Origin of the sequence: uncultured Streptococcus sp. (assembly GCF_905372115.1) — a bacterium.
Lineage (GTDB): Bacteria > Bacillota > Bacilli > Lactobacillales > Streptococcaceae > Streptococcus.
The window spans coordinates 1-25,811 of sequence record NZ_CAJPNR010000017.1 but is presented as its reverse complement, the minus strand read 5'-3'; the positions used below and the strand labels follow the sequence as shown (position 1 = coordinate 25,811).

General features: G+C 44.2%; 28 protein-coding genes. 4 read left to right on the top strand and 24 right to left on the bottom strand.

The features are described 5' to 3' along the window. Positions 1 to 3: 3 nt before the first annotated feature. The 10 genes from QZ169_RS06305 to QZ169_RS06265 all read right to left on the bottom strand — a co-directional run bounded on the left by QZ169_RS06305 (position 4) and on the right by QZ169_RS06265 (position 6,790). Positions 4 to 435 (bottom strand): arginine repressor, encoded by a 432-nt coding sequence (locus QZ169_RS06305; protein ID WP_002915680.1) that lies wholly within the window; start codon positions 433 to 435, stop codon positions 4 to 6. Continuing rightward, the gene (locus QZ169_RS06300) at positions 428 to 1,243 is read right to left on the bottom strand and encodes a TlyA family RNA methyltransferase (RefSeq protein WP_295505444.1); all 816 of its coding nucleotides are present in this window, start codon (positions 1,241 to 1,243) and stop codon (positions 428 to 430) included. Before QZ169_RS06300 ends, QZ169_RS06305 begins: the two co-directional genes overlap by 8 nt. Beyond that, positions 1,236 to 2,111 carry a polyprenyl synthetase family protein gene (locus QZ169_RS06295; RefSeq protein WP_295505442.1) on the bottom strand — a complete coding sequence of 292 codons (876 nt, stop codon included), beginning with the start codon at positions 2,109 to 2,111 and terminating at the stop codon, positions 1,236 to 1,238. The genes QZ169_RS06300 and QZ169_RS06295 overlap by 8 nt, the downstream gene beginning before the upstream one ends. Continuing rightward, positions 2,108 to 2,320 carry an exodeoxyribonuclease VII small subunit gene (locus QZ169_RS06290; RefSeq protein ID WP_295505440.1) on the bottom strand — a complete coding sequence of 71 codons (213 nt, stop codon included), beginning with the start codon at positions 2,318 to 2,320 and terminating at the stop codon, positions 2,108 to 2,110. The genes QZ169_RS06295 and QZ169_RS06290 overlap by 4 nt, the downstream gene beginning before the upstream one ends. Continuing rightward, positions 2,298 to 3,638, bottom strand: a complete 1,341-nt coding sequence (gene xseA / locus QZ169_RS06285; RefSeq protein WP_295505438.1) for an exodeoxyribonuclease VII large subunit — start codon at positions 3,636 to 3,638, stop codon at positions 2,298 to 2,300. The genes QZ169_RS06290 and xseA overlap by 23 nt, the downstream gene beginning before the upstream one ends. Beyond that, entirely contained in the window at positions 3,583 to 3,819 is a 237-nt protein-coding gene (locus QZ169_RS11560) for an initiator RepB protein (protein WP_367113042.1), read from the bottom strand. Before QZ169_RS11560 ends, xseA begins: the two co-directional genes overlap by 56 nt. Continuing rightward, positions 3,795 to 4,637: an NAD(P)H-hydrate dehydratase gene (locus QZ169_RS06280; RefSeq protein ID WP_295505436.1), complete on the bottom strand. Its 843-nt coding sequence runs from the start codon at positions 4,635 to 4,637 to the stop codon at positions 3,795 to 3,797. The genes QZ169_RS11560 and QZ169_RS06280 overlap by 25 nt, the downstream gene beginning before the upstream one ends. Positions 4,638 to 4,744: 107 nt before the next feature. Further along, positions 4,745 to 5,518 (bottom strand): HAD hydrolase family protein, encoded by a 774-nt coding sequence (locus QZ169_RS06275; RefSeq protein WP_295505434.1) that lies wholly within the window; start codon positions 5,516 to 5,518, stop codon positions 4,745 to 4,747. After that, complete coding sequence (locus QZ169_RS06270; RefSeq protein ID WP_125434150.1) at positions 5,515 to 6,369, bottom strand: bifunctional methylenetetrahydrofolate dehydrogenase/methenyltetrahydrofolate cyclohydrolase; 855 nt, start codon at positions 6,367 to 6,369, stop codon at positions 5,515 to 5,517. Before QZ169_RS06270 ends, QZ169_RS06275 begins: the two co-directional genes overlap by 4 nt. 190 nt (positions 6,370 to 6,559) lie before the next feature. Beyond that, positions 6,560 to 6,790 carry a DUF1797 family protein gene (locus tag QZ169_RS06265; RefSeq protein WP_002896146.1) on the bottom strand — a complete coding sequence of 77 codons (231 nt, stop codon included), beginning with the start codon at positions 6,788 to 6,790 and terminating at the stop codon, positions 6,560 to 6,562. A 249-nt stretch (positions 6,791 to 7,039) separates the two neighbouring features. Between QZ169_RS06265 and QZ169_RS06260 the strand changes: the two genes are divergently transcribed. Continuing rightward, complete coding sequence (locus QZ169_RS06260) at positions 7,040 to 9,310, top strand: ATP-dependent Clp protease ATP-binding subunit (RefSeq protein ID WP_295505428.1); 2,271 nt, start codon at positions 7,040 to 7,042, stop codon at positions 9,308 to 9,310. Between the two features lie 51 nt (positions 9,311 to 9,361). On the opposite strand, the gene QZ169_RS06255 is transcribed toward QZ169_RS06260, so the two are convergent. Beyond that, positions 9,362 to 9,973, bottom strand: a complete 612-nt coding sequence (locus QZ169_RS06255; protein WP_295505425.1) for a GyrI-like domain-containing protein — start codon at positions 9,971 to 9,973, stop codon at positions 9,362 to 9,364. Positions 9,974 to 10,032: 59 nt separating this feature from the next. Beyond that, positions 10,033 to 10,932: a YafY family protein gene (locus QZ169_RS06250; protein ID WP_295505423.1), complete on the bottom strand. Its 900-nt coding sequence runs from the start codon at positions 10,930 to 10,932 to the stop codon at positions 10,033 to 10,035. A 225-nt stretch (positions 10,933 to 11,157) separates the two neighbouring features. On the opposite strand from QZ169_RS06250, the gene QZ169_RS06245 reads away from it, so the two are divergent. After that, positions 11,158 to 11,607, top strand: a complete 450-nt coding sequence (locus tag QZ169_RS06245) for an NUDIX hydrolase (RefSeq protein ID WP_002904052.1) — start codon at positions 11,158 to 11,160, stop codon at positions 11,605 to 11,607. A gap of 67 nt (positions 11,608 to 11,674) precedes the next feature. Beyond that, positions 11,675 to 11,977, top strand: a complete 303-nt coding sequence (locus tag QZ169_RS06240; protein ID WP_002919443.1) for a DUF1827 family protein — start codon at positions 11,675 to 11,677, stop codon at positions 11,975 to 11,977. A 25-nt stretch (positions 11,978 to 12,002) separates the two neighbouring features. Here the strand turns inward: QZ169_RS06240 and QZ169_RS06235 are convergent, their stop codons facing one another. Beyond that, complete coding sequence (locus QZ169_RS06235) at positions 12,003 to 12,437, bottom strand: GNAT family N-acetyltransferase (protein ID WP_295505420.1); 435 nt, start codon at positions 12,435 to 12,437, stop codon at positions 12,003 to 12,005. A 22-nt stretch (positions 12,438 to 12,459) separates the two neighbouring features. On the opposite strand from QZ169_RS06235, the gene QZ169_RS06230 reads away from it, so the two are divergent. Then, the gene (locus QZ169_RS06230) at positions 12,460 to 12,915 is read left to right on the top strand and encodes a MarR family winged helix-turn-helix transcriptional regulator (protein ID WP_295505418.1); all 456 of its coding nucleotides are present in this window, start codon (positions 12,460 to 12,462) and stop codon (positions 12,913 to 12,915) included. A gap of 132 nt (positions 12,916 to 13,047) precedes the next feature. Here QZ169_RS06230 and ileS read toward each other — a convergent pair whose 3' ends face one another. The 11 genes from ileS to murD all read right to left on the bottom strand — a co-directional run bounded on the left by ileS (position 13,048) and on the right by murD (position 25,668). Continuing rightward, on the bottom strand, positions 13,048 to 15,840 hold the full coding sequence (gene ileS / locus QZ169_RS06225) for an isoleucine--tRNA ligase (RefSeq protein WP_295505416.1): 2,793 nt from the start codon (positions 15,838 to 15,840) through the stop codon (positions 13,048 to 13,050). A 283-nt stretch (positions 15,841 to 16,123) separates the two neighbouring features. Then, complete coding sequence (locus QZ169_RS06220; RefSeq protein ID WP_004187864.1) at positions 16,124 to 16,918, bottom strand: DivIVA domain-containing protein; 795 nt, start codon at positions 16,916 to 16,918, stop codon at positions 16,124 to 16,126. 9 nt (positions 16,919 to 16,927) lie between these two features. After that, positions 16,928 to 17,713, bottom strand: coding sequence for an RNA-binding protein (locus QZ169_RS06215; protein ID WP_295505413.1), 786 nt, complete (start codon positions 17,711 to 17,713; stop codon positions 16,928 to 16,930). Next, positions 17,710 to 17,985 (bottom strand): YggT family protein, encoded by a 276-nt coding sequence (locus QZ169_RS06210; protein WP_002896162.1) that lies wholly within the window; start codon positions 17,983 to 17,985, stop codon positions 17,710 to 17,712. The genes QZ169_RS06215 and QZ169_RS06210 overlap by 4 nt, the downstream gene beginning before the upstream one ends. Before the next feature lie 5 nt (positions 17,986 to 17,990). Then, positions 17,991 to 18,578 (bottom strand): cell division protein SepF, encoded by a 588-nt coding sequence (locus tag QZ169_RS06205; RefSeq protein WP_223323308.1) that lies wholly within the window; start codon positions 18,576 to 18,578, stop codon positions 17,991 to 17,993. Between the two features lie 9 nt (positions 18,579 to 18,587). Further along, complete coding sequence (locus QZ169_RS06200) at positions 18,588 to 19,259, bottom strand: YggS family pyridoxal phosphate-dependent enzyme (protein ID WP_295505409.1); 672 nt, start codon at positions 19,257 to 19,259, stop codon at positions 18,588 to 18,590. Positions 19,260 to 19,267: 8 nt separating this feature from the next. After that, positions 19,268 to 20,545 (bottom strand): cell division protein FtsZ, encoded by a 1,278-nt coding sequence (gene ftsZ / locus QZ169_RS06195; protein WP_295505406.1) that lies wholly within the window; start codon positions 20,543 to 20,545, stop codon positions 19,268 to 19,270. Positions 20,546 to 20,561: 16 nt separating this feature from the next. Further along, positions 20,562 to 21,920, bottom strand: coding sequence for a cell division protein FtsA (gene ftsA, locus QZ169_RS06190; protein WP_295505404.1), 1,359 nt, complete (start codon positions 21,918 to 21,920; stop codon positions 20,562 to 20,564). A 121-nt stretch (positions 21,921 to 22,041) separates the two neighbouring features. Further along, positions 22,042 to 23,247, bottom strand: a complete 1,206-nt coding sequence (locus QZ169_RS06185) for a cell division protein FtsQ/DivIB (protein ID WP_295505402.1) — start codon at positions 23,245 to 23,247, stop codon at positions 22,042 to 22,044. Beyond that, entirely contained in the window at positions 23,244 to 24,314 is a 1,071-nt protein-coding gene (locus tag QZ169_RS06180) for a UDP-N-acetylglucosamine--N-acetylmuramyl-(pentapeptide) pyrophosphoryl-undecaprenol N-acetylglucosamine transferase (RefSeq protein WP_295505400.1), read from the bottom strand. Before QZ169_RS06180 ends, QZ169_RS06185 begins: the two co-directional genes overlap by 4 nt. A gap of 1 nt (position 24,315) precedes the next feature. After that, complete coding sequence (gene murD / locus QZ169_RS06175) at positions 24,316 to 25,668, bottom strand: UDP-N-acetylmuramoyl-L-alanine--D-glutamate ligase (protein WP_295505397.1); 1,353 nt, start codon at positions 25,666 to 25,668, stop codon at positions 24,316 to 24,318. Between the last annotated feature and the right edge of the window lie 143 nt (positions 25,669 to 25,811).

Here is a 25,811-nt window from a genome sequence, read left to right as displayed (position 1 = left end):
TTCCTACCAATGGTGAATGATGGTCGCAATCCTTGCGGCTGCTTCCTCTGTCATCATAACCATCAAAATACTGTCGTTATCTGCCAAGATACTGAAAATATCTTCAGCAAATTCATTTCTAAGATGACGCTTGACCAGTGCTGTGCTCCCCGGTACCAGACTGAGATTTATCATATTTCCCAAAACCTGACAGGACAGGATGTTATTTTCAGCCAAGCCCAGACTGCTAGTCATGGTCTTAGGCAGCTCGTAGATATAAGTGTTGTCCTTGAGTGGTATCTTGACAATCCCCAGCTCTTTGATATCCCTAGAGACCGTAGCCTGGGTCGCTGTAATCCCAGATTCCCTGAGATGTTCTACAATTTCCTCCTGTGTGCCAATGTCATAGTCACTGACAAAGCGTCTAATCTTTTCTAATCTATCCTTCTTATTCATCCTTAAATTCCTTGTGTGCTGCCTCTACGACAGCTGTTATCATTGCTGAATCAAGAGACTGCGGCTCTGTGCTCTTTTCTAAATAGGCCAGAAATTCTACATTGCCCTGACCTCCCTGAATAGGCGAAAAATCCAGTCCCCTGACAGAAAAACCAGCCTCCATCATAAATGCTGTGACCTTTTCCAGAACTGCTAAATGGACCTTTTTATCCTTGACAATCCCTTTTTTTCCAATCTGCTCGCGGCCCGCTTCAAACTGGGGCTTGATCAAGGCGACCACTTGGCCATCCCGAGTCAAAATCTCATGCAGAGCTGGCAAAATCAAGCTCAGCGATATAAAACTGACGTCAATACTGGCAAAGCTCGGCTCCTGCTCAAAGTCAGTCCTTTGGGCATAGCGAAAATTAAACTGCTCCATGCTGACAACCCGCTCATCCTGTCTGAGCTTCCAAGCCAACTGATTGGTGCCTACATCTACCGCATAGACCAGCTTAGCTCCGTGCTGCAGCATGACATCTGTAAAACCGCCGGTCGAAGCTCCGATATCCAAGGTCACTCGGTCAGTGACCGAAATATCAAAGACTTGCAAAGCCTTTTCTAGCTTGAGACCGCCTCGGCTGACATATCTGAGTTTCTCACCTTTTAAGCGTAGCTCTGTGGCCGTGTCAATCTTTTCACCTGGCTTGTCAAAGCGCTGGCCATTAGCTGCAGCAATAACCAGCCCAGCCATTACACCACGCTTAGCCTGCTCTCTGGTCTCAAAGAGCCCTTGTCTGTAGGCCAGCACATCTACTCTTTCCTTAGCCATTCAATCTCAAACTTTCTATTATCTGTTGAATTTCTCCGCCTGAAAACTCTGTCTTTTCTTCCAAGTCTGTCAGAATGTCCATAGCTTCAGCAAGAGTCTGATTGAAAAAACTCTTAGCTCCATCTAGACCCAGAAAGGCTGGATAAGTCGACTTGGCCGCAGCTAAATCCTTCTGCGGGGTTTTACCAAGCTCTTCAAAACTAGCTGTCACATCCAAAATATCATCCCGCACTTGAAAGGCCAAGCCCAAGAGCTCTCCAATCCGACGAAGCTTATCTTGAACAGACTGCTCGGCCCCAGCAATCAAACCAGCTGCGACAAAAGGATACGTCAGAAGTTTTCCAGTCTTATTGGCATGGATGGTTTTTAAGTCTTCTAAACTAATTGCTTGGCCTTCGCCTTGCATGTCCAGAACTTGTCCTGCGACCATACCAAAGCTCCCTGCTGCCAGAGACAACTCAGAAATTAATTCCACCTTGACCCGACTAGGCAGCTCGGCTCTTGCCAATAGACCATAGGGGTCCAAAAAGAGAGAGTCACCCGCTAAAATAGCCATATCCTCTCCAAACTTCTTATGGCTAGTCAAGCGGCCGCGACGATAGTCGTCATCATCCATAGCCGGTAAATCATCATGGATAAGGCTGCCAGTGTGAATCATCTCAAGAGCCGCCGCGACCTGATAGTGGGCCTCAGCCAGCTCTAGGCCAAAAGCTTGAATCAACTCCAATAGCAATAAGGGACGAATCCGCTTGCCTCCAGCCTGCACCGAGTACAAAATAACTTCTGATAAATCCGACGACACTTGTTGAGACTTATAAAAATCCTCAATCGTCAGACCAATCTTTTCCAGTTTCTCGTTTCTTGTCATTCCATTTCCGTTTCTGTGCCGTCTGCCTGCATGACCTTAACTAAGGTCTTTTCTGCCTTGTCCAGACTAGCCTGGAGTTCCTTTGAAAGCTTCATCCCCTTTTGAAATTCCGCAATCGCCTCTTCCAGCGCTACATCACCATTTTCCAGCTTTTGGACAATCACTTCCAAGTCTGCTAAACTCTCTTCAAATTTCTTTTCTTTGGACATGTTTTACCTCTACTTCCAGCTGCCCATCCCGCATAAGCAGGGTCAGCTCATCTTTTTCTTCAATGCCAGAACTTGACTCGACAACCTTTTGATTCTTTTGGACAATAGCATAGCCACGCGCCACGATTCGACTGGTATCCAGCATAAGCAAGGCCTCGGACAATCTCCTGACTTGAGCTACCTTGTTATCATAAATGACCGCCATATTGCTGCGCAGCAAACGCTCCAGCTGGGCAGTCTGCTCTTGAAGACGCTGAACGCGACTGAGCGGATTCAATGCTTCCAAACGATGCTGCAAGATTTTGACCCGCTGTTGCTCTTCACTATAATATTCGCGAATTTTTTGCTTCAGTCGCAGGTTGAGCTGGTCTAATTTCTGCAGATGGGCATCGTAAAGCCGCTCTGGCTGTCGGAAGATAACCGACTGGGTCAGTTTATTCAGCCGCTCCCGATAATAGCTCAGGCGATTGGAAATCGCTCGTGACATGCGGTTTTCCTGCTGCTGCAAATGTCCCAGCAGATCTAGTTTGGTAACCGGTGTAGCTAGTTCAGCCGCAGCCGTCGGAGTCGCAGCCCTGCGATCTGCCACAAAGTCTGCCAAAGTCGTATCTGTCTCATGGCCGACACTAGAAATAACAGGAATCCGAGACTCAAAAATGGCCCGAACTGTTTCCTCTTCGTTGAAAGCCCAGAGATCTTCGATAGAACCACCGCCTCGACCAATAATCAGTACATCCAAATCCGACCGCTCATTGGCCAGTCTGATGTGGTCAGCAACCTGAGCTGCAGCCCCATCTCCCTGTACCTTGGTAGGATAAAGGACAATCTCCACTCCCGGGAAGCGACGGCTGACCGTCGTGATAATGTCTCGGATGACCGCTCCGCTAGGACTGGTTACAACGCCGATTTTCTTAGGAAATTGGGTCAAGGCTTGCTTGAATTTCTCTTGAAAAAGCCCTTCTTCCCCCAATTTTTTCTTAAGCTGTTCAAACTGGATAGCTAAAGCTCCGATACCATCCGGCTCTGCCTTTTCAATGATAATAGAATAGGAACCACTCGGCTCATAGAGCTGCACCCGGCCAATTACATTGATTTTCATGCCTTCTTCCAGCTCAAAGCCCAACTTCTGGTAGACACCAGACCAAATCGTAACCTGAATGACGGCCTTCTCATCTTTTAATGAAAAATATTGATGATTAGGACGTCGGCGAAAATTGGACACCTGGCCAGTCAGATAGACCCGCTCCAAATAAGGATCCCTCTCAAACTTCATCTTCAGATACTTGGTCAAGGTCGAAACCGACAAATACTCTGGCATGTCCTTTTCCTTTCTTTTCTAGTTTTTCCGTAACTTTTATTATAACAAAAAACTGCATAAAAAACCGATTACAAAGTCTAAAAATCCCCTGAAAAGCAAGAAAAAAACTGGGCTTCCACAAAAGAACCCCAGCTGACTTAAAACCCAAGAAAAAGTCTACCGACTCATCTTCTTCATCCACCTTGGAATGGCTCTACTGATTGCCGTTGGCAGGACGACATAAGCTTCATGACTCAAATCATCTGCGATAAGGGAATGAAGAAGGGTTGCAGCCGCCACTCGCTCAAAGAGACTGCTTGACTTGAACTGTCCTGCAAAAGCAGCAATCATACCGGCCAGCGTATCCCCCATGCCGCCAGTTGCCTGATAAGGTCCGCCTACTGTCAGCTCAAAGACCTGCTCTTGCCCACTTTGATAGATGGTCGTCCCATGCTTTTTCTGTACGACAATACTGCCCAGAGGCAGTTGATTGACCGCCGCCTGATTGGCTGCCGCTGTCTGATCTGACAAGCTCAAACCCGATAAGCCTTCCCACTCCTTCTGGTGAGGGGTAAAAACTGTTTGGGCTTTTGGAAATGGCAAAGCTCCTTTGCTAAAAAGTGAAATGGCGCCGCCATCCATGATAAGTATCTGCTGTTCTGCCACAGTCTGGATTACCTTTTGTAGGATATCTAGACCTAGTTGATTTTCCGCCAGTCCAGGACCAATCAAGACTAGATCTGATTTGGTCAGCTGCTCTGTCAATCGGTCTTGCTCCTCTAAGTCAAAGGCCATGGCCTCCGGTAAATGACTGTGCAGAGGGGCGATATTGTCTCTATCTGTAGCAACAGTCACCAGACCAGCTCCGCTATTGACTGCTGCTAAAGCTGCCATGATGATGGCACCACCATAAGGATAAGTCCCTCCAATCAGTAAAAGACGACCGTAATCTCCCTTGTGACTGTCCAAGGGGCGTTTCCGAATGACTCTTTTTAAAATATTTTCAGCATTTTTTGACATGATATTCTCCTAGACCAACTTCATCCTGCACTTGTCTCAAGATGACCAAACATATCTTCATTATACACCAAAAGGCACCTAAACAGGTGCCTCGTATCGCAGGAAAGTTATTTTCTTCGGAAATCTGCAAATTTTTGTAAGATTCTTGCTGCGACTGCCTTGGGTAAATTTTCCTGAAAGGCAACCTGCTCATCAGCATAATCGCTCAATCCTGAGAAATCCCCAACCTGCACAGCGTAGAGAGAATTCTTAAAGAGCTGGATATCATTTTGATCATTACCAAAAGCCACATAATCCGAACCGCAGAGTTCCTTTACAGTCGAAGCCTTATTGGTTTCAGCTGGATTGATATAAAAACATTTCTCATGTTCATGATAGTCTAGACTCAGATTGGGCAAGTTTGCAAAACGAGCCTGTAAATCGTCTAAGAGTTGCTCATGATTCCCCATGTAAATAACAAGCTTAATAGGATGCTGGAGTTCAGTCAGTTCCAGCCGTCTTGCCCGCTTGAGAGGATCTACACTGGCAATAAAAGGGATTTTTTCTAAAATCTGGCCGCTGTAGTCAAAAGTATTATCAACGAAAAAAGGCAAATTATAGGTCAAACAAGTATCTAAAATGGCTTGATAACTTGTCTGAGGCAGCTGACGCTCAAACATCAGCTGTCCATTCTGATAAGCTACTCCGCCGTTCAGGCCAATCACTATATGCTGGCTCAATTCCGGACCCAATAGTCCCAGACAATCCCGATAGGAGCGCGCCGAAGCAAACAAAACTTCATGCCCAAACTGAGGAGCCGTCAGCAGAACCTGCTTAATCTCCTCATCAATCGTCATATAATCAAAGGACAAGGTCCCATCCAAATCAAAAACAAATTTCATGATTCAAGACTCCGTTTAAAGGCTTGGTAGGTCTGCTCCATCAGCATGGTAATGGTCATAGGACCAACACCTCCAGGTACAGGGGTAATCAGACTGGCAATTTCAGACACTTCATCAAACTTAACATCGCCAATCAGCTTACCATTTTCATCTCGGTTCATACCAACATCAATGACAACAGCTCCTTCCTTGACAAAGTCCTTGGTCACAAAATGTCCACGTCCGATGGCCACCACCAAAATATCTGCCCGTTTCGCAGTCTTGGCTAGATTGTGGGTCCGCGAATGCGTTAGGGTCACTGTCGCATTCTTAGCTAAAAGGAGCTGAGCCATGGGCTTACCGACAATATTACTTCGCCCGATGACGACCGCTCGCTTGCCTTCTAGTTCAACACCATATTCATGGAACATAGCCATAATGCCTGCAGGAGTAGCCGGAATCATAACAGGATGACCGCTCCATAGCTTGCCCATATTAAGCGGATGAAAGCCATCAACATCCTTGTCTGGATCAATGGCTAGAAGCACAGCTTCATCATCAATATGTTCAGGCAAGGGCAGCTGGACCAAAATCCCATGCCAATCAGGATTTTGATTATAAGTTTCAATCAAGCTCAAGAGCTCTTCCTGGCTGGTTTCTTCTGGCAGACGTTCTATCTTACTCCGAAAGCCAGCAGCCAAGGCCGAGCGCTCTTTATTACGGACGTAGATTTGACTGGCTGGATTATTTCCCACCACAATCACTACCAAGCCCGGTACCTGACCTGTCTTTTCTTTGAGGCGAGCCGTTTTTTCGGCTAATTTTTTCTGAAGCTTCTCTGCCAAACCTCTACCATCAATAATCTGCGCCATGTCATTCTCATTTCTTTTTCATTATCTTTTTCATTATACCAAAAAAATCTGTGTCCAGCCTATAACTTTTTCTTATACAAGGTTATAAGACGAGGATTCATTGGCAGCTAGTGGTAAAATTTTCAGACCTACTAAATCTTTTTCAAAACAAGATAAAAAGGGTAAAAAATAAAAAGCAGCTAAGTGCTTTTTAGTAGAGTAATTCATAAATTTCCATTGCAATCAAATCGATGCTATCGAAAGTATAGGTCTCACGCGCTGCAACGTCACGCAAGGTGAAGACAGAGCCGTTTTCTTCGTCGTAACTGTAAGCTACTTCTGCTACAACCACTCCTTCACGCTCAAAATTACGTTTTAAATTTCCGCCATCCTTAGCCATAGCTTCTAAGCGGTTAATAATTCTAACTAAATGTGATTCCATTTTGTTTCTCCTATTTACTTAGTTCCCTCTTATTTTACCATAAATAGCGACTGAAATACCACTAAAAGCCAATTTTTTGTAATTTTTCAAGAATTTGTTTTCATTCTGCTCAGTCTAAGGGAGGATTTTGTAGTAAATTCTTGCAAAGTTCGAGAATACTGATATAATGAAACTATAAAACTTTGACTATTTTTGACCTTTAATTATTTCTATAAATAGCTTGCACACTAAAAGAAAAGAGGTAACTGCATGCTTTGCCAAAATTGTAAAATCAATGAATCTACGATTCACCTTTATACCAACGTAAATGGTCATAAACAACAGGTGGATTTGTGCCAAAACTGCTACCAAATCATGAAAACAGACCCTGAACATTCCTTGTTCGGTGGAATTGCCAATGCCAACAATCATGGTACGGATCCGATTGATGACTTCTTCAACAGCCTCAGCAATTTCCAACAGCCTCAGGAACCAACTACTCCTCCCACCCAATCTGGCGGAGCCTATGGGGGCGGTGGCGGCTATGGCTCCAATCCTAGCAAGGGTGGTCAGCCTCAGCCAAGTCCGCAAAAGCCAAAAGGCCTGCTGGAAGAGTTTGGTATCAATGTAACTGAGTTGGCTCGCCGAGGCGAGATTGATCCTGTTATTGGCCGTGATGAAGAAATCGTCCGTGTCATTGAAATCCTCAACCGCCGCACCAAAAACAATCCTGTTCTCATAGGAGAGCCAGGAGTCGGAAAAACTGCCGTGGTGGAAGGCTTAGCCCAAAAAATTGTTGATGGTGATGTGCCTCATAAACTCCAAGGCAAAGAAGTTATCCGCCTAGACGTTGTCAGCTTAGTACAGGGAACTGGTATCCGTGGCCAATTTGAGGAGAGAATGCAGAAGCTCATTGATGAGATTCGTTCTCGTCAGGATGTCATTCTCTTTATTGATGAAATCCATGAAATTGTCGGAGCAGGCTCTGCTGGCGATGGCAATATGGACGCTGGGAACATCCTCAAACCAGCTCTGGCTCGCGGAGAACTCCAAATGGTCGGAGCGACTACCCTCAACGAATATCGCATCATTGAGAAGGATGCTGCACTGGAGCGCCGCATGCAGCCCGTTAAGGTAGACGAGCCGACGGTAGAGGAAACGATTACCATCCTCAAAGGGATTCAGAAAAAATACGAAGACTACCATCACGTCAAGTACACGGATGCGGCCATTGAAGCTGCTGCCCTTCTCTCCAATCGCTATATCCAAGATCGCTTCCTACCAGACAAGGCCATTGACCTCTTGGATGAGGCTGGATCCAAGATGAATCTGACCCTCAACTTCGTTGATCCCAAGGTCATTGACCAACGTCTGATTGAGGCCGAAAATCTCAAGGCTCAGGCAACCCGCGACGAAGACTTCGAGAAAGCAGCTTACTTCCGCGACCAGATTGCCAAGTACAAGGAACTCCAGCAGACAAGTGTACTAGACAAGGATACTCCGATTATCAGCGAGAAAACGATTGAGCACATCGTAGAGCAAAAGACTAATATCCCAGTTGGCGACCTCAAAGAAAAGGAACAGTCTCAGCTGGTCAATCTTGCCAGTGACTTAAAGGCTCATGTCATCGGTCAAGACGATGCTGTGGATAAGATTGCCAAGGCCATCCGCCGCAACCGGGTCGGACTAGGGAGTCCCAATCGCCCAATCGGTAGCTTCCTCTTTGTCGGACCAACTGGTGTCGGTAAAACCGAGCTGTCTAAGCAACTAGCCATTGAGCTCTTTGGCTCGGCTGACAGCATGATTCGCTTTGATATGAGTGAATATATGGAAAAACACAGCGTGGCCAAGCTAGTCGGTGCCCCTCCGGGCTATGTCGGCTATGATGAAGCTGGTCAATTGACTGAGCGCGTACGCCGCAATCCATACTCACTCATTCTGCTGGATGAGGTGGAAAAGGCCCATCCCGATGTTATGCACATGTTCCTGCAGGTTCTAGATGATGGCCGCCTGACTGATGGCCAAGGCCGTACTGTCAGCTTCAAGGACACCATTATCATCATGACATCCAATGCCGGAACTGGCAAAGCTGAAGCCAGCGTTGGCTTTGGGGCAGCGCGTGAAGGCCGCACCAACTCCGTCTTGGGTGAATTGGGCAACTTCTTCAGTCCAGAGTTTATGAACCGCTTTGACGGCATTATCGAATTCCAGGCGCTCAGCAAGGACAACCTGCTGCAAATCGTCAACCTGATGCTAGACGATGTCAATCAACGCTTGGCAACCAACGATATTCATCTGGATGTTACGGAGAAGGTCAAGGAAAAATTGGTTGATCTGGGCTACGATCCGAAAATGGGGGCTCGCCCACTGCGCCGTACCATTCAGGACCATATCGAAGATGCTATCACTGACTTCTATCTGGAAAATCCAAGCGAAAAAGATCTCAAAGCTATCATGACCAGCAATGGCAAGATTCTCATCAAGTCAGCCAAGAAAACTGAAAGCACAGAGTCCGTTAATTCATCACAAGAAGAAAAATAAATTTCGACAAAATAGAGCAGAAAACAGTTAGTTTTCTGCTCTATTTCTTTATTATTCCTTCTGAACCTTGTAGCGCAGAATTGTTTTCAGCTTGCTAGGGTCTGTCCGATTCAGATTATTGAGATAGATTTCTCTATGAGTGTTTGAAATCCGTGTCAGCTGGTGATTCTGGCAAAAGGTATCCATTTTAGCGAAGGAGTGAGGTTCTTCGTCAAAAGGTCCTAGGTGCAGCATGGCGACACACACTCCTTCCGTCATTTCTTCAAAGCGAATCTCATCATAGAGAGGATTAGGCTTTTTGACACGGACTTGTTCTAGGGCCTTTTTCACCATCTCTCCAGTGATAAAGTCCGGCTGCCCAATCATGATAGTATAAATCAATTCTTCTTTAATCAGTTCTCCTTCTTGCTCTTGCTGCCAAAGTCCTTCCAAGGGATAGACCGTGAAGTCAGTAAATTCTTGCTCTGTCGCTGTCTTTTTGTAGTTCATCTTGATAGCATAGGCTAAGCTGTACAAAGCACCAACTCGTTCCGAAAAGTCAGCAGCATTAGGATTGCCCTTGCCGTCAATCATGATAAAAGACTGGGCAGGAAGATCTATGAGACAGGGTACAGACTTGATTTGATATATTTCTCGATTGGCTTTTCTCCATTCATATTTCATGAGAGAGCCCTCCTTTCTTTACTACAAACAGTATAGCAAAGAAAAGCTGACAACCTCTGTCAGCTTTTATAAATATCGGTAATAGCTTTTAACTTTTCTTTGAATTCTTCCCGTAACCGAGGCGGCTCCATGATTTCAACTCCATCCAAAAAGGATAGCAAGTAGGTATAAAGACTATCGTGACTCGGCAAATGCGTTTGGACAGAAAGGCTCCCATCAGTCTCCTCTATCTCTGCTTCTGAAAACTCCTCGTACACTCGAAAGGCATGCTTCCGGTCAAATTTCAAGAGGACTTTTACAGTGCCTCCTAGCCGCTCCTCAGGACTAAATGTCTCATCCAAGACTCTCTGTTTAAATCTTTCCTCTAACATCTGACAGTCTCTCATTCTGTTGAGTTTAAAAAAACGCGGAGCTTGTCTTAAACGACAAAAGCCAGCAACATACCAGTTTTGGCTTTTAAATACTAACTTCAACGCCTCTATCCTGCGCTGCCCTCTTTCTCCACGCCCATTCAAGTAAGAAAACGACAAGACTCTTCTTTGCAAGATTGCTTGCTTAATGGTATCAAACAGTTCTTTCTGATCTGCTTTTTTGCGCCAGTCGGTAAAATCCACCTCCAGCCAGGAAGTTGCCTGAACCTGAAACAAGGACTGCAGTTTAGACAAGGTCTCTACTTGCTCGCCATCTGTTAAAATCTGCAAGCCTTGAAGAGCAGCTAATAGCTCATCCCTCTCAGACTCTGAAAACAAGGCCTTGTCTAAGACAAAATCCTTCATCAGAAAAATGCCCCCGCCCTTGCCTGGGCTGCAATAGATAGGGATTCCTGCCAAACTTAGCTTATCCACATCTCGATAGATGGTCCGGATGGATACTTCAAATAGTGAGGCTAATTCGGGAGCTGTTGTGCGGCCTTGCTCTAAAAGAAGATATAAGATTTTAAAAAGTCTGCTTTCTGTCATAAAACCACCTCGCTACTATTATAACAATTTCTTCTATAAATGTTTTACCATTCCCATAAAGAAGATTTTTTTAAACGGTCGGAGGAAGGAATTTATTAATTTGAAGGGGATTTCTTTCAAGGACTATCATTCTTTTTCTGTCCAATAAACCGAGTAAATTCTTGACAGCTGGACCTTAGTCCATTATGATAGATAGTAAACTGACTAGAGATTGAGGATATTAGAATGACAAATCCAACCTTTGGTGAAAAGGAAGCAAATGTAGAATATGTGACCCGCTACGGAGTCTATGCTGTCATCCCAGATGAAAAGAAAGAAAAAATTATTTTGGTCCAGGCGCCTAATGGGGCTTGGTTTCTGCCCGGTGGAGAGATTGAAGAGGGGGAAAACCATCAGACTGCCCTTGAACGCGAGCTGATGGAAGAACTTGGATTCACAGCCCAGCTTGGACGCTATCTTGGACAAGCTGATGAATATTTTTACTCCCGCCATCGCGACACCTATTTTTACAACCCAGCCTACCTGTATGAGGTCACCTCTTTCCAAGAAGTCCAAAAACCGTTGGAAGATTTCAATCAGCTAGCCTGGTTCCCAGTCGAAGAAGCTATTGAAACACTCAAACGCGGCAGCCATAAATGGGGTATCCAAGCTTGGAAAAATACGCTTAAAGCTTAAAGAAATCATTCACAATTCATAGCAAACATGTTATAATAATAGCAGGTATAAAGCAGGAGGAAATCGTATGAAGCTTATTAATACAACAAACAGTCATGCTGACCTTGTCAAAAGCCAATTGGAAAGCACCGATGCGATATTAGTCGAAGTTTATTCTGCTGGAAACAGCGATGTTGTTTTTACACAAGCTCCTCTTCACTATGAAATTTTGATTTCAAACATGCACCGTGCTGTACGCGAACAGGAAATCGAAAAAATTAGAGAATTTTTCTTGAAGAGAAAAATTGATGCAAACGCTATTGATAAAGCTGCTATCCGAACGATTTACGCTAATAATCTCATCGAAATTTCCATTCCTGTTAAACAGTAAAAACTAAGGCCAGGCCTTAGTTTTTTTATTGTTTATAGATCATGGTAATGTGAGGCGTCGATTCAAAAATAAAGGGTTGACCAACCACCTTGAAGCCATACTTTTCATAGAGAGCAGCCACCTGCTCCTGAGCTTCTATTTCAATTTCCTTTCCTGGCCATTTTTCAGCACATAATTGTAAGATTTCTCTAATAAGCTGTCCTCCTAATCCCTGTCCTCGTGCTGACTGAGCTGTGACTACTCGACCAAAGACTAAATGCTCTCCCTCTTCAAAGACCCGAGCATAAGCATCAATTTCCCCTTGTTCATTAGCATGGTAAACGTGCACTGCTTCCAGGTCCTTCTCATCCAGTTCATGATAGATGCGCTCCTGCTCCACCACAAAGGTGTCAATGCGCAATTTTAAGATTTGATAAAATTCTATCGGCTTCAACTCTGTTAATTTTTTCCTAGACCACATACTTGTTTCCTCTAACTTTTTAATGTATAATAAATGCAAATGCATCTATAAAGGAGTTCCTATGGATTACCGTCAACTTTTCCGACAAATGGGCTTTATTTCTAGACAGGCTATGATAAAAATGAATCAGAAAGCCGGTAACTATGGCCTAGACAATAATTTGTTTCTACTGCTCATTCGCATCGTCGAAAATGAAGGTCTCAGCCAATCACAACTGGCAGAGATGGTGCAGATTGACAAGACTACCCTCAGCCGATCCCTAGGAAAGCTGGAAGATAGGGGCTTGATTATCAAAAAGACCAAAGCTCAAAATAAGAAGTTCAAAGAGCTCTATCCTAGCAATCAGGCTCTCAAACTCTACGACCAGCTAATTGGCTTTGAAAATACCTACGCCAGTCAGGCGCTGCAGCAACTGACTTCCTCTGAGCTCTTTCAGCTCCAAAACATTCTAGCTAAAATAGACACTCCTAAGGTATAACTAGTATAACAAGAAACAGTTGTAAATGCAACTGTTTCTTTCTTCTAATCTAGCTCCAAACCAAAACATCCTCAAATCTATCTAAAAAATGGCTTACCACTAAAGGGCAAAGCCATTTTTTATTTTGGAAACTTACTTGCTCTCAAAGCCTTCTGAGACAGCTTGAGCAAAATTTTCTTCTAAAATTTCTGCACAGTGATCACAGACAAGGGCTTGATAACTGCGCTCTTTAACTGTTGTGTCAATGCGGCGGCAGCGATCACAGACTTGCCCCTGCGCATGCTCTACGACAAAAGCTACATCTTCAAAGACTAGAGCGCCTTCTGGAGCAGGTCCTTCAGCAATCGTTAATTGTGAAACGATAAGAAGCTGAGCCACATCGCTGTTAACTGCTTCCAACAAGGTCTTGATGACTTCATTCGGATAGACAGTCAGATGTGCTTCCAACGATTTCCCAATAACCTTCTCATTGCGGGCTTCTTCCAAGGCTTTCTGAGCCTGACTACGGAAGTCCATAAAGGCAGACCAAGTGTCCAAGATTTCTTCTTGATTTGGGAAAGTCTGAGCTTCTGGCAATTCAGATAACTGAACAAATTCTTCCTCTTCATGCTCTAGGTAAGACCAAATCTCTTCTGCTGTGTGCGGCAAGATTGGAGTCAGAAGCTTGGTGATTTTAACCAAAATATCATAGAAGACAGTCTGCATCTGACGTCGTTCCAATGATTTAGCTGCTTCGATATAGACGACATCTTTGGCAAAGTCCAGATAGAAAGCAGACAAGTCAACAGTCACAAAGTTGACAATCGCTTTATAAATAGTTAGAAACTCAAAGTCCGCATAAGCCTTGCGAATAGTCTCTACTAATTGATTGAAGCGGATAGTCATGTATTTATCAACGGAGCGAAGTTCTTCGTAAGCTACGGCATCCTCAGCTGGATTAAAGTCAGAGGTATTAGCAATCAAGAAACGAAGCGTATTCCGAATCTTACGGTAGGTTTCAGAAACTTGACCCAAGATATCCATAGAGATACGAACGTCGTTGCTGGAGTCGACACTGGTTACCCAGAGACGCAAGATTTCCGCACCAAATTGTTTTTCCACATCACTTGGAGCAATGGTATTTCCAAGGGATTTAGACATCTTTTCACCCTTACCATCTAGGGCAAATCCTTGTGACAAGATTTGTTTGTAAGGAGCTACACCATGGTTGGCAACTGATGTGATAAGGGATGAATTGAACCAACCTCGGTATTGGTCAGAGCCTTCTAGGTAAAGATCAGCCGGATAAGTCAATTCTGGACGGTTAACCAAAACCCCATTCCATGATGAACCTGAGTCAAACCAAACGTCCATGATGTCCGTTTCCTTAGTAAACTCGCCGTTTGGAGAACCTGGATGAGTAAATCCTTCTGGTAAGAGGTCTTTGGCTTCACGCTTCCACCAGACGATAGAGCCGTGCTCCTCAAAGAGCTGAGCTACGTGCTCGATGGTTTCGGCCGTCATGATTGGTGTTCCGTCTTCGGCATAGAAGATTGGCAACGGCACACCCCAAGCCCGCTGACGAGAGATAACCCAGTCACCACGGTCACGAATCATATTGTAGAGGCGTACTTTCCCCCATTCAGAATGGAATTTAACCTTTTCAATTTCATCTAAAATTTCTTGACGGAATTTAGAAACAGATGCAAACCACTGTGGTACTGCCCGCCAGATGATTGGCTTCTTAGTACGCCAGTCAAATGGATAAGAGTGAGAAATTTCTTCCTGAGCAAGGAGCAAGTCACCAAGCTTTTCAATAACTGTTGGTGCAACCTTGTCATAGAACTGGCCTGCAAAGTCAGGACCAGCATTTTCCATCATGATACCGCGCTCATTGACTGTCACAGCAACTTCCAGTCCATTGGCTACACCGACATGGTAGTCGTCCTCACCAAAACCAGGCGCTGTATGAACGATACCCGTACCAGAGTCTGTCGTAACGTGGTCACCCAAAATGACCAACTCATCTACAGCAGTATCCCATGGGTGAACCGTCACGATCTGGTTCAATTCTTGACCACGGTAGGTAGCTAAAACTTGAACATCGGCCCAGCCAAATTTCTCGGACAAGCTGTTCAATAATTCAGACGCTACAATAAACTTGCGACTTTCACCCGCAGGCTGGACCAAAACATAGTCAATATCTGCTCCAACTGTCAAACCACGGGAAGCTGTAATGGTAAATGGAGTTGTTGTCCATACGACGATGTAAGTATCTGTGTCCAGTACCCCTTTTCCGTCTTTAACTCGGTTGGCATAGTAAAGAGATGTGGAAACCAAATCATGGTATTCAATTTCCGCTTCAGCCAAAGCTGACTCAGAAGACCAAGACCAGTAAACGGGCTTAGCGCCACGATAGATATAACCTTTTTTAGCCATTTCGCCAAAGACGCGGATCTGAGCGGCTTCATAATCGGGAGTTAAGGTCACATATAGATTTTCCCAATCACCTGACATACCTAAGCGCTTGAAATCATCACGTTGTTTGTACACTTGAGAAAGAGCGTATTCATGGCAAAGTTTCAAGTACTCAACCAAGTCCATTTCTTTACGTTTGACACCTTGCTTTGCCAAGACTTGCTCGATTGGCAAACCATGTGTATCCCAACCTGGAATATACGGTGCATAAAAACCAGTCATGGATTTTGAACGAATGATAATATCTTTAGAAATATGGTTCATGGCGTGGCCGACGTGAATATTCCCGTTAGCATAAGGAGGGCCATCATGCAGGATAAAGTGCGGCTTGCCTTCATTCAGTTCCTGACGGCGTTGATAAAGCTTAGCTTGATCCCATTCCTTCTGCCAGATTGGCTCCTTATTTGGAAGACCGGCCCGCATAGGAAAAGCAGTTTTTCCAAGGTTAAGTGTTTCTTTCAGTTTCATTCTATTCCTCTTTATTTTTAAAATTACAAATTAAAAACCGCAAACTTCTCCAAAAAGGACGAAAATTCGCGGTACCACCTTTGTTTAGGCAAGACAATAGCATAGTGCTCCTCTTGCCCCTCTTTGTCCGTAACGTGGACTGCCGTCTCATCCTACTGATTTCAGACGAAAGTTCTGTAAAATGATAGCCCAAGCAAGATGGACTGCAGATCTCTCACCATCATCTGCTCGCTGAAAGTATTTTGCTTGGTCTGTGTTTTTACAATCTTAGTTTCTTTAAAAATTATAAAATATTTACTGGAACTTTTTGTTCCCCATTTGTATCATCATCGTGATGATCAGCTTCTGAGTTCTCCCCAGCTGCGTGAGCTTCTATATCTTCATCGCTGAGCGGAGAAAAAGCTTGGGTCGCAGCTAATTCACGGTTAGCAGCTTCAATGCGCTCTTGCAGCTCAGCCATTTCTTCTGGAGAAAATTGACGAGTCACATCCACTTCTTCCTCACGAACAACTGCTTCTTCGCCAAGAACCTCAGATACAACTTCCTTGAAAGCTTCATCGCTGGTCTGCAGATAAGTAGCTGTCGGACGCAGGATTTCTTCCCACTCAGAAGAATCCACAATGCTGAGCTGGCTCTCAATGGTTGATTTCAAACGTTGATGGAAGACACGTGTTTTGTTTTTCAGTTCTTCTGTTTCAATGGCTACTTTCTTAGCATTATCAGCTGCCTGACGTAAAATCTCATCAGCCTTGTACTTAGCTCCATCCAACAAATGCTGCGCATCCTGCTCTGCCTGACGAACAATATTCGTAGATCGCTCGTTGGCAGCAACTTTAACACGCTCAGCCGTATCCTGAGCAATCAAAACAGACTGGCTGAGAGAGTCTTTCATCTCATCAAAATATGTCAGACGTTCTTCCAGATTGCGAATTTTTGCTTCTTTTTCGTGATTTTCACGAACCAAGTCCTCATAATCGCGGACAACGATGTCAAGGAATTCATCTACCTCTTCAACATCATAGCCTCTAAACTTGGTTCCAAAGGATTTATCTTTAATTTCTAATGCTGTAAGTGTCATAGTTCCTCCTCATTTACTAGCTAATAATTCAACGGTTAACTTATGTTTTCCATTCTTGGAAAGGCCATTTTCTCTTAAAACCTTAAATCTTCCAAATCGTCTAACGCTAATCAAGTCTTCAAGCCCGACCTGCTGACTGGGATTGTCATTAACAGCATAGTTCATTTTCACATGCTTGCCAGAAATCAGCTGAGCAGCATGGCTCCTTGACAACTTAAAGGTGCTGGCTACCAACTTATCCAAGCGAAGGCTAGATGCTAAAATTTCTCTGGTAACAGTCTGCTTCTGCTCTTTCAGCTGCTCTGCAAAGGATACTTCCTTTAATTTGACAGGCATCTTTGCTACTTTAGTGACATGATCTATAAAATACTGGGCTAGTCTTTTATCTACAAAGAGCTGAGCACGGTCTCCAACTACAAGAATATCGCCAAAGGTTCGTCTTTCAATCCCTAATTGATTGAGAAGAGTGCCCATAATCTGCGAATGACTGATTTTATAAAATTTGCTTGCATAGGAAATTTCCAGCAAGCTCAATTCAAAATCATCCATATTCAGTTGGTAATAAGAAGGCGCCACAAGAACTCTTGCCAGTTCACTTGGAAAATAATCCGAACTAGCAAAGACTTGCACATCATATTGCTTGCCAATATTCTTCAGGATTGAGACCTGATGGGGATTCAGAAAAGATGTTGTTTCAAAGGCATAGGTATCTTGAACCCGCTGAAGCAACTCCAGACTCCTATCAATAAACTCTCGATCCTCATGCGAAAAGTGTTGATATAAATCTTTCATCATAATAACATTAGTAAGACGCTTATTAAATAAAAGACCACACGATTTAAAAGGTTTAAAGCCAGAATTGCAACCCAAACGGTAAAGTCCAGCCCTGCAAACTGCAAGGGAAGACGGCGGAAAAGTTTTAAATACGGTTCTACAATGCGTGTTAGAAACTCTCCGAATTTAGTTTGATAGGCTCCTGGAAACCAAGATAGAAGTGCATAGACAATCAAGGCAATGCTATAAAGATCGAAAAGATTAGAGATGGCACGAATTACAAAATATAACATATCTCTTATCTACTGCGCTTCATATCAAAGTCGAATTCGCTGATTTCAACATCGTTTGGCAGGCGGATATCTTCCACATTTACCACTACATTAATCGGAGTCAGCAAATACATAGTGCTTGCAACTTTTTTCAAATTTCCTGCCAAGACATAACGCGCACCGTCTAAGTAGTCTAAACAGCGACGAGCCTGTACCTCAGTCATATACTGGAAGTCAATCAGGATGCTTTCATTGGCCAAAAGCAGGTCAACAATTTCAGTCGCTTCCTCATATCTCCTCGGATAACGAACATCAATCGTAATCTTCTCATCCGCATTTGCACGGTGCTGAGCCAATTCCTGCTGACGTGCATGCAGTCTGGTAATATTCTCAGTCGAAGATTTCTGTTGAGGCTGTGGTTTAGGCTGTGGCTTAGCCGCAGCAGCCGGACGAGGAGCTGGCTTAGTCTCTCTGACTGGTTTAGGCTGAACCAACTCAGGCTTCTGTTTGGCAGGCGCTGCAGGTCTGCTGACTGTCTGCTCCTGAAGCTCAGTCTCATCTCCATCTTCTGTAAAATAATCTATAAATTTATCAAATCTATCTTTTAATGACATATTTCTTTCCTATTTAAAAAATGCTGTACCGATTCTGACATAGGTCGAGCCATGGGCAATTGCTTCTGGATAATCACGGCTCATTCCCATGCTTAATTCAGAAAAGGGCATATTATTTAACTGTTTCTTTTTTAATTCTTTTTGTAGTTGATGAGCCTTTTCAAAAATTTGGTTCAGCTCCTCATGACTAGCTTCAAACGGAGCCATTGTCATCAATCCCACAATTTGAACATTCTCTAATTTTTCAAGTTCAGGCAGGACAACTTCAAGTTCTTCAATCAAAAAGCCATGCTTGCTCTCTTCTTTAGAAATATTCACCTGCAGAAAACATTTAATCACATGTTCAGCCCGTTTGTCAATCTCCTTGGCCAATTTTACAGAATCTAAAGCGTGAAAGTAATCAACATAGTTAATCACATCCTTGACTTTTCTCCTCTGCAAACTGCCGATCAGGTGCCAGGTTAGATTCTCACCTTTCAGAGCATGGTATTTATCTAGAAATTTATCTACCCGATTTTCTCCGATATGCTGAATACCTGTACGAACAAGCTCCTGAGTTGTTTCGCAGTCAACATATTTGGTAACTGCAATGATATTCACTGAATCTTTCAAACGCTGGGCTTGCTCCGCCGCCTGAGCGACGGACTGAAAGACCAACTCTTTATTATTCTGCAAATTCATGATCTAGATTAACGATTTCTGAAGAACGGAGGTGTTTCCAATTCATCATCATCTTCATTAGTTTCTGCATAGCGCTCCACGCGGGCTGAGGAACTTGGTTCTGCCTGACGAACAATCGCTTCTCGGCGAAGATCCCAATCACCAAAGGCTGAACCTTTAGGCGCATCCGTTCTTTGACGGCTTGGAGCAGGAATATCAACCGTTTCGGTCATATCAAAATTTCGTTCAAACTGCCCTGAGCGAACTTCGCGGTTTGGCTCAACTTGCTGCGGACGGTTTGGGCCAGTAGGCTGCTGTGTCTGACGAATACCGCTGACCTTTTCAACCTTGTCCTGACGGACACCAGTAGCTACAACAGTCACACGGATTTCATCCTTCATGGACTCATCAATAGCAGTACCGAGCCAGATGTTCACACCATGACCTGCTGCTTGGTTGACAATTTCTGAAGCTTCTTCTGCTTCAATCAAGGTCATATCTAAGCCACCAGTAACGTTGACAATTACGTCCTCTGCACCATCAATGGTTGTTTCCAAAAGAGGTGAGTAGATGGCTTTGCGAGCAGCTTCGATGACACGTTCTTCACCACTACCAACACCAATCCCCATCAGAGCATTACCCTTGTCTGCCATAACTGTTTTTACATCGGCAAAGTCAAGGTTAATCAGCCCTGGGCTGGTAATTAAGTCGGTAATCCCTTGGACACCTTGGCGAAGAACATTATCTGCTTCACTGAGTGCTTCAAGGAGCGGAGTCTTCTTGTCTACAATTTCAAGCAAGTTGTTATTTGAGATAATCAAGAGTGTGTCAACATGCTCGCGAAGTTCGTTGATTCCTTCTACTGCAAAGGTTCCACGCTTGCTTCCTTCAAAACCGAAAGGACGTGTAACTACAGCAACAGTCAGAGCACCAACATTTTTTGCGATACGAGCAATCACTGGAGCAGCACCTGTCCCAGATCCACCACCCATACCAGCAGTGATGAAGACCATATCTGCTCCTTGCAGAGCTTCAGTCAGGACTTCTTCGCTTTCTTCAGCAGCCTTGCGGCCAACTTCAGGCTGACCTCCGGCACCGAGTCCGCGAGTCAACTTAGGACCGAGCTGAATAACTGTTTCAGCTTTGGCACTGCTAAGAGCTTGAACATCTGTATTTGCTGCGATGAATTCAACACCAGCAACACCTTCATCAATCATTCGGTTGATGGCATTGCCGCCACCTCCACCGACACCAATAACTTTAATTACTGCGCCTTGTGCAGCAGCAGCGTCAAATGAAAATGTCATATTCTCTGTATTCTCCTTAATCAAACATTTTGCCAATTAGGTTGCGCATCCGATCTGTAATACCGGTTTTTGGTTCTTGGTTTGGCACATCAGTACTGGCAACTGGAACTTCTTGGACCGGTTCCTCAGGAATCTCATCAGCTGGTTGAGGTTCAAAGCGCGGTACTGACTGAGCAGGACGCTCAAAGGATACAGGTCGATGGCGCAGTTGCTCATCACCATGAACAGCAACCTGAGCCAGCATATCCACATCTGTTAAGTTTCCGGCATACTCTGACAGACTGATAACATGTGCAAAGGCTGGATTACGAATGCCGATTTGATTTGGCACATAAAGCTTGACATTCACGCCAAACACTTCCTGAGCCAGCTCAACCACTCCTGGAAGAATAGCTGCTCCACCAATAATCACAATACCACCTGGCAACTCGAGAAGATGCCTTCTATCCAAATCGCGTTTGATTTGCTCAAAAATGTGTTGGATACGAGCAGAAATAATCTCAGCCAGATACTTTTCAGTTACTTCAACCGGCTCAATCTCGCCAATCACTTCTACTTGGAAGGACTCTGTGCCAGCTTCAGGAACATAAGCAGAACCATAGTTAAACTTGAGACTTTCAGCTAACTTTTGCGAAGTCTTCAAAACCTTGGAGATGTCCTTGGTTACGTAGTCGCCACCTTCTTGGTATATATTCGTATATTGAAGCTCTTGACCTTTAACAGAAGCCACTGTAGTTTGGCCGCCGCCCATATCAATAACAGTTGCACCAAACTCACGTTCCCCTTCGTTCAAGATTGACTTAGTCATAGCCAATGGGGAGATAATAACGTTCTCAAGCTGAACTCCCGCACGCTCCACTGTCTTGCGGAGGTTGTGGAGAATAGTCCGTGGTCCAGTGTAGAGAAGTCCCCGCATTTCTAAGCGAATCCCCATCATACCACGCGGATCACGAATCCCTTGGAAACCATCCACTACAAACTCTTCTGGGATGAAAGTAATCACTTCGCGGTCAGGAGTCATACTCTTAGTCAGAGCAGATCTAACAACATTCTCTACATCTGTATCTGTGATTTCCTTAGAATCACTAGTCACAGGAATCATACCCTGAGTAGGCTCAATCTGTAAGAGATTAGCCGGAAGTCCGACATTGACTAAACCAATTGAAATGCCTGCCTTTTCTTCTGCTTGAGAAATAGCTGTCTTAATGGCAGCAGCAGCAGCCTCAATATCAACAATAATTCCATCTTTAACGCCAGCACTTTTTGCGTTGCTGACTCCAATAACATTCATTTCATCGTTGATGTGCTCTGCCACCAACACTTTAATTGAGCTAGTTCCTATATCTAATCCAGTAAAAAAGCCGTCTCTAGCCATTACACCAGTCCTCTCTATCTTCCATGTTTCCGGTCTATACTAATAACGCTAAAAATTAGAGTTATCCAAGCTTTATTATAACATAAAGAAAATGAAAATGTGCAGTTTTTCTACATATAATTTAGCGATTTTCGTTATTTACCGGGTTTTCTGTCGAATTTTGCGGCTCTGCAGGTTCTTCTTCCGGACTTTCTGTCACCTGCTCAGCCGCTTGTTCTGTTGGCCGTCCCGTCGGTTCCTCTTCTGTTTTTTGCTTTTCTTCGTCAGAAGAAGACGACTCGTTTTGAGCTCCTTCAACATAACTAAAAATCCCTGCTTCCATATCTACAACACTAGGTACACCCTCTTCCAGCTGCGATTGGATTCCCTTGTAATATGGCAGTTTTTTGGCAATATGCGAAATTGGTACCAAAATTTTATTGCCATCATGCATGGTCAGCGTAACCAAGTCCGGTGTCACATTGCTTGGAGTCAGCTGAACTGTCTTAATATTTTTCTTAACCGAAGCCGGTACCTTTTCAATTTGAAGGGCAAATTCCTTAATCAATTTTTTATCTGAAAACTCTATCGAAATATGGGTTTCTGGCAAAGAATCTGCAGCAGTCGGGTCCGAAATAACCTGCCCATTTGTCAGAATAGGATAATACTGACCACCCTCATGCAGATAGGCCAGAACTCCGTACTCCTTGACCTTTACCTGAAAAGTAATCGGAAACTGATAAGCCATCTCCAGATTGTTAATCCAAGGACTAGACGCTTTCATATTGCGGATATGATTACCGCCATTGATAAAGGTCGTTAAAGTATAGTCCTTCTCATCAATCTTACTGCTTTTGAGCAGGTCTTCCTGACTGACCATTTGATTCCCTGAAAATTTGATTGTCTTCATGGTTGCTAGTGGCGTCAAAAAATAAACTGACAGGAGAAAAATCAAGCCACTGCCTAGCAAAACCGGCAGCGCTCGATAAATATGAATCCTCGAGATATGAACCTTGGCAGCTTCTTTTTCTGCCTTTTTCTGAAGTTTCTCCAGTTTTTTGCGCTCTTTCTCGCTCAATTCAGTCTCTAGCTCAGCTTCAGTTGAGTCTTCTTCCAAATATTCTGTTTCTTCCTCTTCATAAGATGAGTCATCTTCTTCCGTCTCTTCAGCTATTTCTCCGCCTTCGATTGAGTCTTCAGCTTCTTTTGATTCCTCTTCTTCCAGCTCCTTTTGTTTGCTGGCCTCTTCCTGAGCCTTCTTTTCAAGATATTCTTTATTTCGTTTCTGCCATTCAGAGAGGGGCTCACTTACCTCTTCCTTTGGCTCATCGTGGTTTTTCTTGCTCATTTCTTTCCTTTGTCAATATCCGCCTTCAATAAAGCATAAAATTCATCTACAGACTTGATTTCCTGAGAATTTTTCATAGCTTGATGATAAGAAGCTTGGTTAGCCAAAAGGTCATCAAGGGCTGCCTGTAAATTGCTCATATCCAGCTGTTCCTCTGCCAATTGCTTGGCATATCCCTTTTTCACAAAATAATCGGCATTTTCAATCTGATCGCCGCGGCTGGCTTCGCGTCCCAGAGGAACGATAATATGCAGCTTGGCCATGGCCAAGAGCTCAAAGATTGTATTGGAACCGCCGCGTGTCACCACTACATCTGCCAAGTCCATCAAAGGCTGGTAGAGGTTGGTTACATAGGCTCTGCGAAAGAGACGGTCAGACAGAACATCCAAACTCTCATCACCAGTCAGATTAATGATATTATAACGCTCGGTCAGCGCAGCTTGATTTTTGCTGACAAAGTCATTAAAGACCTTAGCACCAGCAGAACCACCGACAAAAAGCAGGGTGGGCAGCTCTTTATCAAAATACTGACGAATTTCTTCTAGTTCCTGCGGTAGGACTGACTCTTGGTTGCCGACCTTGGTCACAGCGCCGACATGCTCAATCTTGGTCAAACTGGAACTTTGCTCAAAGGTCGCATACATCTTGGTCGCACACTTATAGGCGATTTTATTGGCCAAGCCAATGGATAGATCCGACTCATGAACATAGACGGGCACTCCGGATAGTCGGGCTGCAATCACGGGCGGAACAGATACAAAGCCACCCTTTGAAAAGAGAGCCTGCGGACGCACTTTCAGCATAATGCCCAGCGATTGGAAAATGCCACAGACGACCTTAAAGCCATCCAGCAGATTCTGCCATGAAAAATAGCGACGAAGCTTACCCGTAGCTACCGAATGGAAGGTCACGTCCAGTCCAGACTTTTGGATTTCCTGATACTCAATCCCATGCTTATCACCAATATAGTGGACCTGCCAGCCTTCTTTGATAAATTTCGGAATCAGGAGAAGGTTGAGAGTTACATGCCCAACCGTTCCTCCGCCTGTAAATACAATCTTTTTCATTTTAACCTTTTAATTCTTCAAATGCAGCGAGAAACTCATCGCCACGGACTTCAAAATTACTATACATATCCCAGCTGGCATTGGCAGGACTAAGCAAGACAATGTCTCCTGGCTTCGCTTGATCAAAGGCCTTATGAGCTGCATCTCGGACATCAGTCGCATCCAGATAAGAAACGCCAGCCTGATCAGCCGCTCTCTTTACACGCGGAGCTGATTGTCCTAAGATCACCATTTTCTTGAGCCCTTTAATATCAGGCACCAACTCGTCAAATTCATTGCCACGGTCCAAGCCGCCCGCAATCAGAATCACCTTGCTATTGTCAAAACCAGATAAGGCTTTCTGGGTTGCCAAGATATTGGTAGACTTACTATCATTGTAAAAGGCAACCTCATTTACCTGCCCCACATACTGGAGGCGGTGCTTAACACCCCCAAAAGCTGACAAGACTTCTTTAATCGTCTGATTGTCAATACCACGCAGCTTGGCTACTGCAATCGTAGCCAGAGCATTTTCGACATTATGACTGCCAGGAACGCCGATTTCAGTCGCCTGCATAATCGCCTCTCCGCGGAAGGTCAAGACATCACCCTCTAGATAGGCACCATCCACCTTTTCAGTCGTTGAAAAAGGCACAACAGTAGCCTGAGCCTGGCTAGCCATTTCCTTGGCCCAGTCTTGATTGAAATTCAAAACCAGATAATCATCAGCTGTCATGTTTTTCTGGATATTCCACTTGGCAGCTGCATATTCCTCAACAGAGCCGTGATAATCCAAATGAGTCGGCATGAGATTAGTAATAACAGCGATTTGCGGATGAAAAGCTTCAATTCCCATCAACTGGAAGGAAGACAGTTCCATGACCAGTGTATCCTTGCTGCTGGCTGTTTGAGCTACTTGACTGGCAGGAAAGCCGATATTACCAGACAAGAGACCATTTTGACCGCCAGCTGTCAAGACTTGCGCAATCATGGTTGTGGTCGTCGTCTTACCATTTGAACCCGTAATACCAATAATCGGTGCTTCAGAAATCAGATAAGCCAACTCGACTTCAGTAATGACTGGAATCTTCTTCTCCAGAGCTCGAACGACCATGTCATTGTCATAAGGAATACCCGGATTTTTCACCATCAGTTCAAAGTCTTCGTCCAGCAACTCCAAAGGATGACCTCCTGTCACCACTTTTATACCTTCTTCTAGCAAGGATTGGGCAGCAGGATTTTCCTCGAAAGTCTTCCCATCGTTAACTGTCACGATAGCTCCTAATTTATCTAAAAGGCGAGCAGCTGACTCACCCGACTTGGCCAATCCTAGGACCAAGACCTTCTTATTGGCAAAATTTGCTATATTTTTCATAAGCAACCTCTTCCATTCATACTTCATTCTATTTTACCTTTTTTTGTGAAAATAAAAAAGTCATAGGAGTCTTTTATTTTCGACTGTAAGCAAGTTTTGAAAAAAATGATATGTTTTCATCTATTTGAAATATTTTGTAACAT

Coding starts and splice junctions, on each gene's coding strand:
- QZ169_RS06305 (WP_002915680.1), bottom strand. CDS start 435: ATGAATAAGAAGGATAGATTAGAAAAGATTAGACGCTTTGTCAGTGAC.
- QZ169_RS06270 (WP_125434150.1), bottom strand. CDS start 6,369: ATGGCGCAGATTATTGATGGTAGAGGTTTGGCAGAGAAGCTTCAGAAA.
- QZ169_RS06295 (WP_295505442.1), bottom strand. CDS start 2,111: ATGACAAGAAACGAGAAACTGGAAAAGATTGGTCTGACGATTGAGGAT.
- QZ169_RS06275 (WP_295505434.1), bottom strand. CDS start 5,518: ATGAAATTTGTTTTTGATTTGGATGGGACCTTGTCCTTTGATTATATG.
- QZ169_RS06220 (WP_004187864.1), bottom strand. CDS start 16,918: ATGACACTTACAGCATTAGAAATTAAAGATAAATCCTTTGGAACCAAG.
- QZ169_RS06260 (WP_295505428.1), top strand. CDS start 7,040: ATGCTTTGCCAAAATTGTAAAATCAATGAATCTACGATTCACCTTTAT.
- QZ169_RS06240 (WP_002919443.1), top strand. CDS start 11,675: ATGAAGCTTATTAATACAACAAACAGTCATGCTGACCTTGTCAAAAGC.
- QZ169_RS06280 (WP_295505436.1), bottom strand. CDS start 4,637: ATGTCAAAAAATGCTGAAAATATTTTAAAAAGAGTCATTCGGAAACGC.
- QZ169_RS06180 (WP_295505400.1), bottom strand. CDS start 24,314: ATGAAAAAGATTGTATTTACAGGCGGAGGAACGGTTGGGCATGTAACT.
- ftsA (WP_295505404.1), bottom strand. CDS start 21,920: ATGGCTAGAGACGGCTTTTTTACTGGATTAGATATAGGAACTAGCTCA.
- QZ169_RS06255 (WP_295505425.1), bottom strand. CDS start 9,973: ATGAAATATGAATGGAGAAAAGCCAATCGAGAAATATATCAAATCAAG.
- QZ169_RS06235 (WP_295505420.1), bottom strand. CDS start 12,437: ATGTGGTCTAGGAAAAAATTAACAGAGTTGAAGCCGATAGAATTTTAT.
- QZ169_RS06205 (WP_223323308.1), bottom strand. CDS start 18,578: ATGTCATTAAAAGATAGATTTGATAAATTTATAGATTATTTTACAGAA.
- QZ169_RS06250 (WP_295505423.1), bottom strand. CDS start 10,932: ATGACAGAAAGCAGACTTTTTAAAATCTTATATCTTCTTTTAGAGCAA.
- QZ169_RS06230 (WP_295505418.1), top strand. CDS start 12,460: ATGTATAATAAATGCAAATGCATCTATAAAGGAGTTCCTATGGATTAC.
- murD (WP_295505397.1), bottom strand. CDS start 25,668: ATGAAAAATATAGCAAATTTTGCCAATAAGAAGGTCTTGGTCCTAGGA.
- ileS (WP_295505416.1), bottom strand. CDS start 15,840: ATGAAACTGAAAGAAACACTTAACCTTGGAAAAACTGCTTTTCCTATG.
- QZ169_RS06290 (WP_295505440.1), bottom strand. CDS start 2,320: ATGTCCAAAGAAAAGAAATTTGAAGAGAGTTTAGCAGACTTGGAAGTG.
- QZ169_RS06215 (WP_295505413.1), bottom strand. CDS start 17,713: ATGATGAAAGATTTATATCAACACTTTTCGCATGAGGATCGAGAGTTT.
- ftsZ (WP_295505406.1), bottom strand. CDS start 20,545: ATGACATTTTCATTTGACGCTGCTGCTGCACAAGGCGCAGTAATTAAA.
- QZ169_RS06185 (WP_295505402.1), bottom strand. CDS start 23,247: ATGAGCAAGAAAAACCACGATGAGCCAAAGGAAGAGGTAAGTGAGCCC.
- QZ169_RS06245 (WP_002904052.1), top strand. CDS start 11,158: ATGACAAATCCAACCTTTGGTGAAAAGGAAGCAAATGTAGAATATGTG.
- QZ169_RS06265 (WP_002896146.1), bottom strand. CDS start 6,790: ATGGAATCACATTTAGTTAGAATTATTAACCGCTTAGAAGCTATGGCT.
- xseA (WP_295505438.1), bottom strand. CDS start 3,638: ATGCCAGAGTATTTGTCGGTTTCGACCTTGACCAAGTATCTGAAGATG.
- QZ169_RS06210 (WP_002896162.1), bottom strand. CDS start 17,985: ATGTTATATTTTGTAATTCGTGCCATCTCTAATCTTTTCGATCTTTAT.
- QZ169_RS06300 (WP_295505444.1), bottom strand. CDS start 1,243: ATGGCTAAGGAAAGAGTAGATGTGCTGGCCTACAGACAAGGGCTCTTT.
- QZ169_RS06200 (WP_295505409.1), bottom strand. CDS start 19,259: ATGAATTTGCAGAATAATAAAGAGTTGGTCTTTCAGTCCGTCGCTCAG.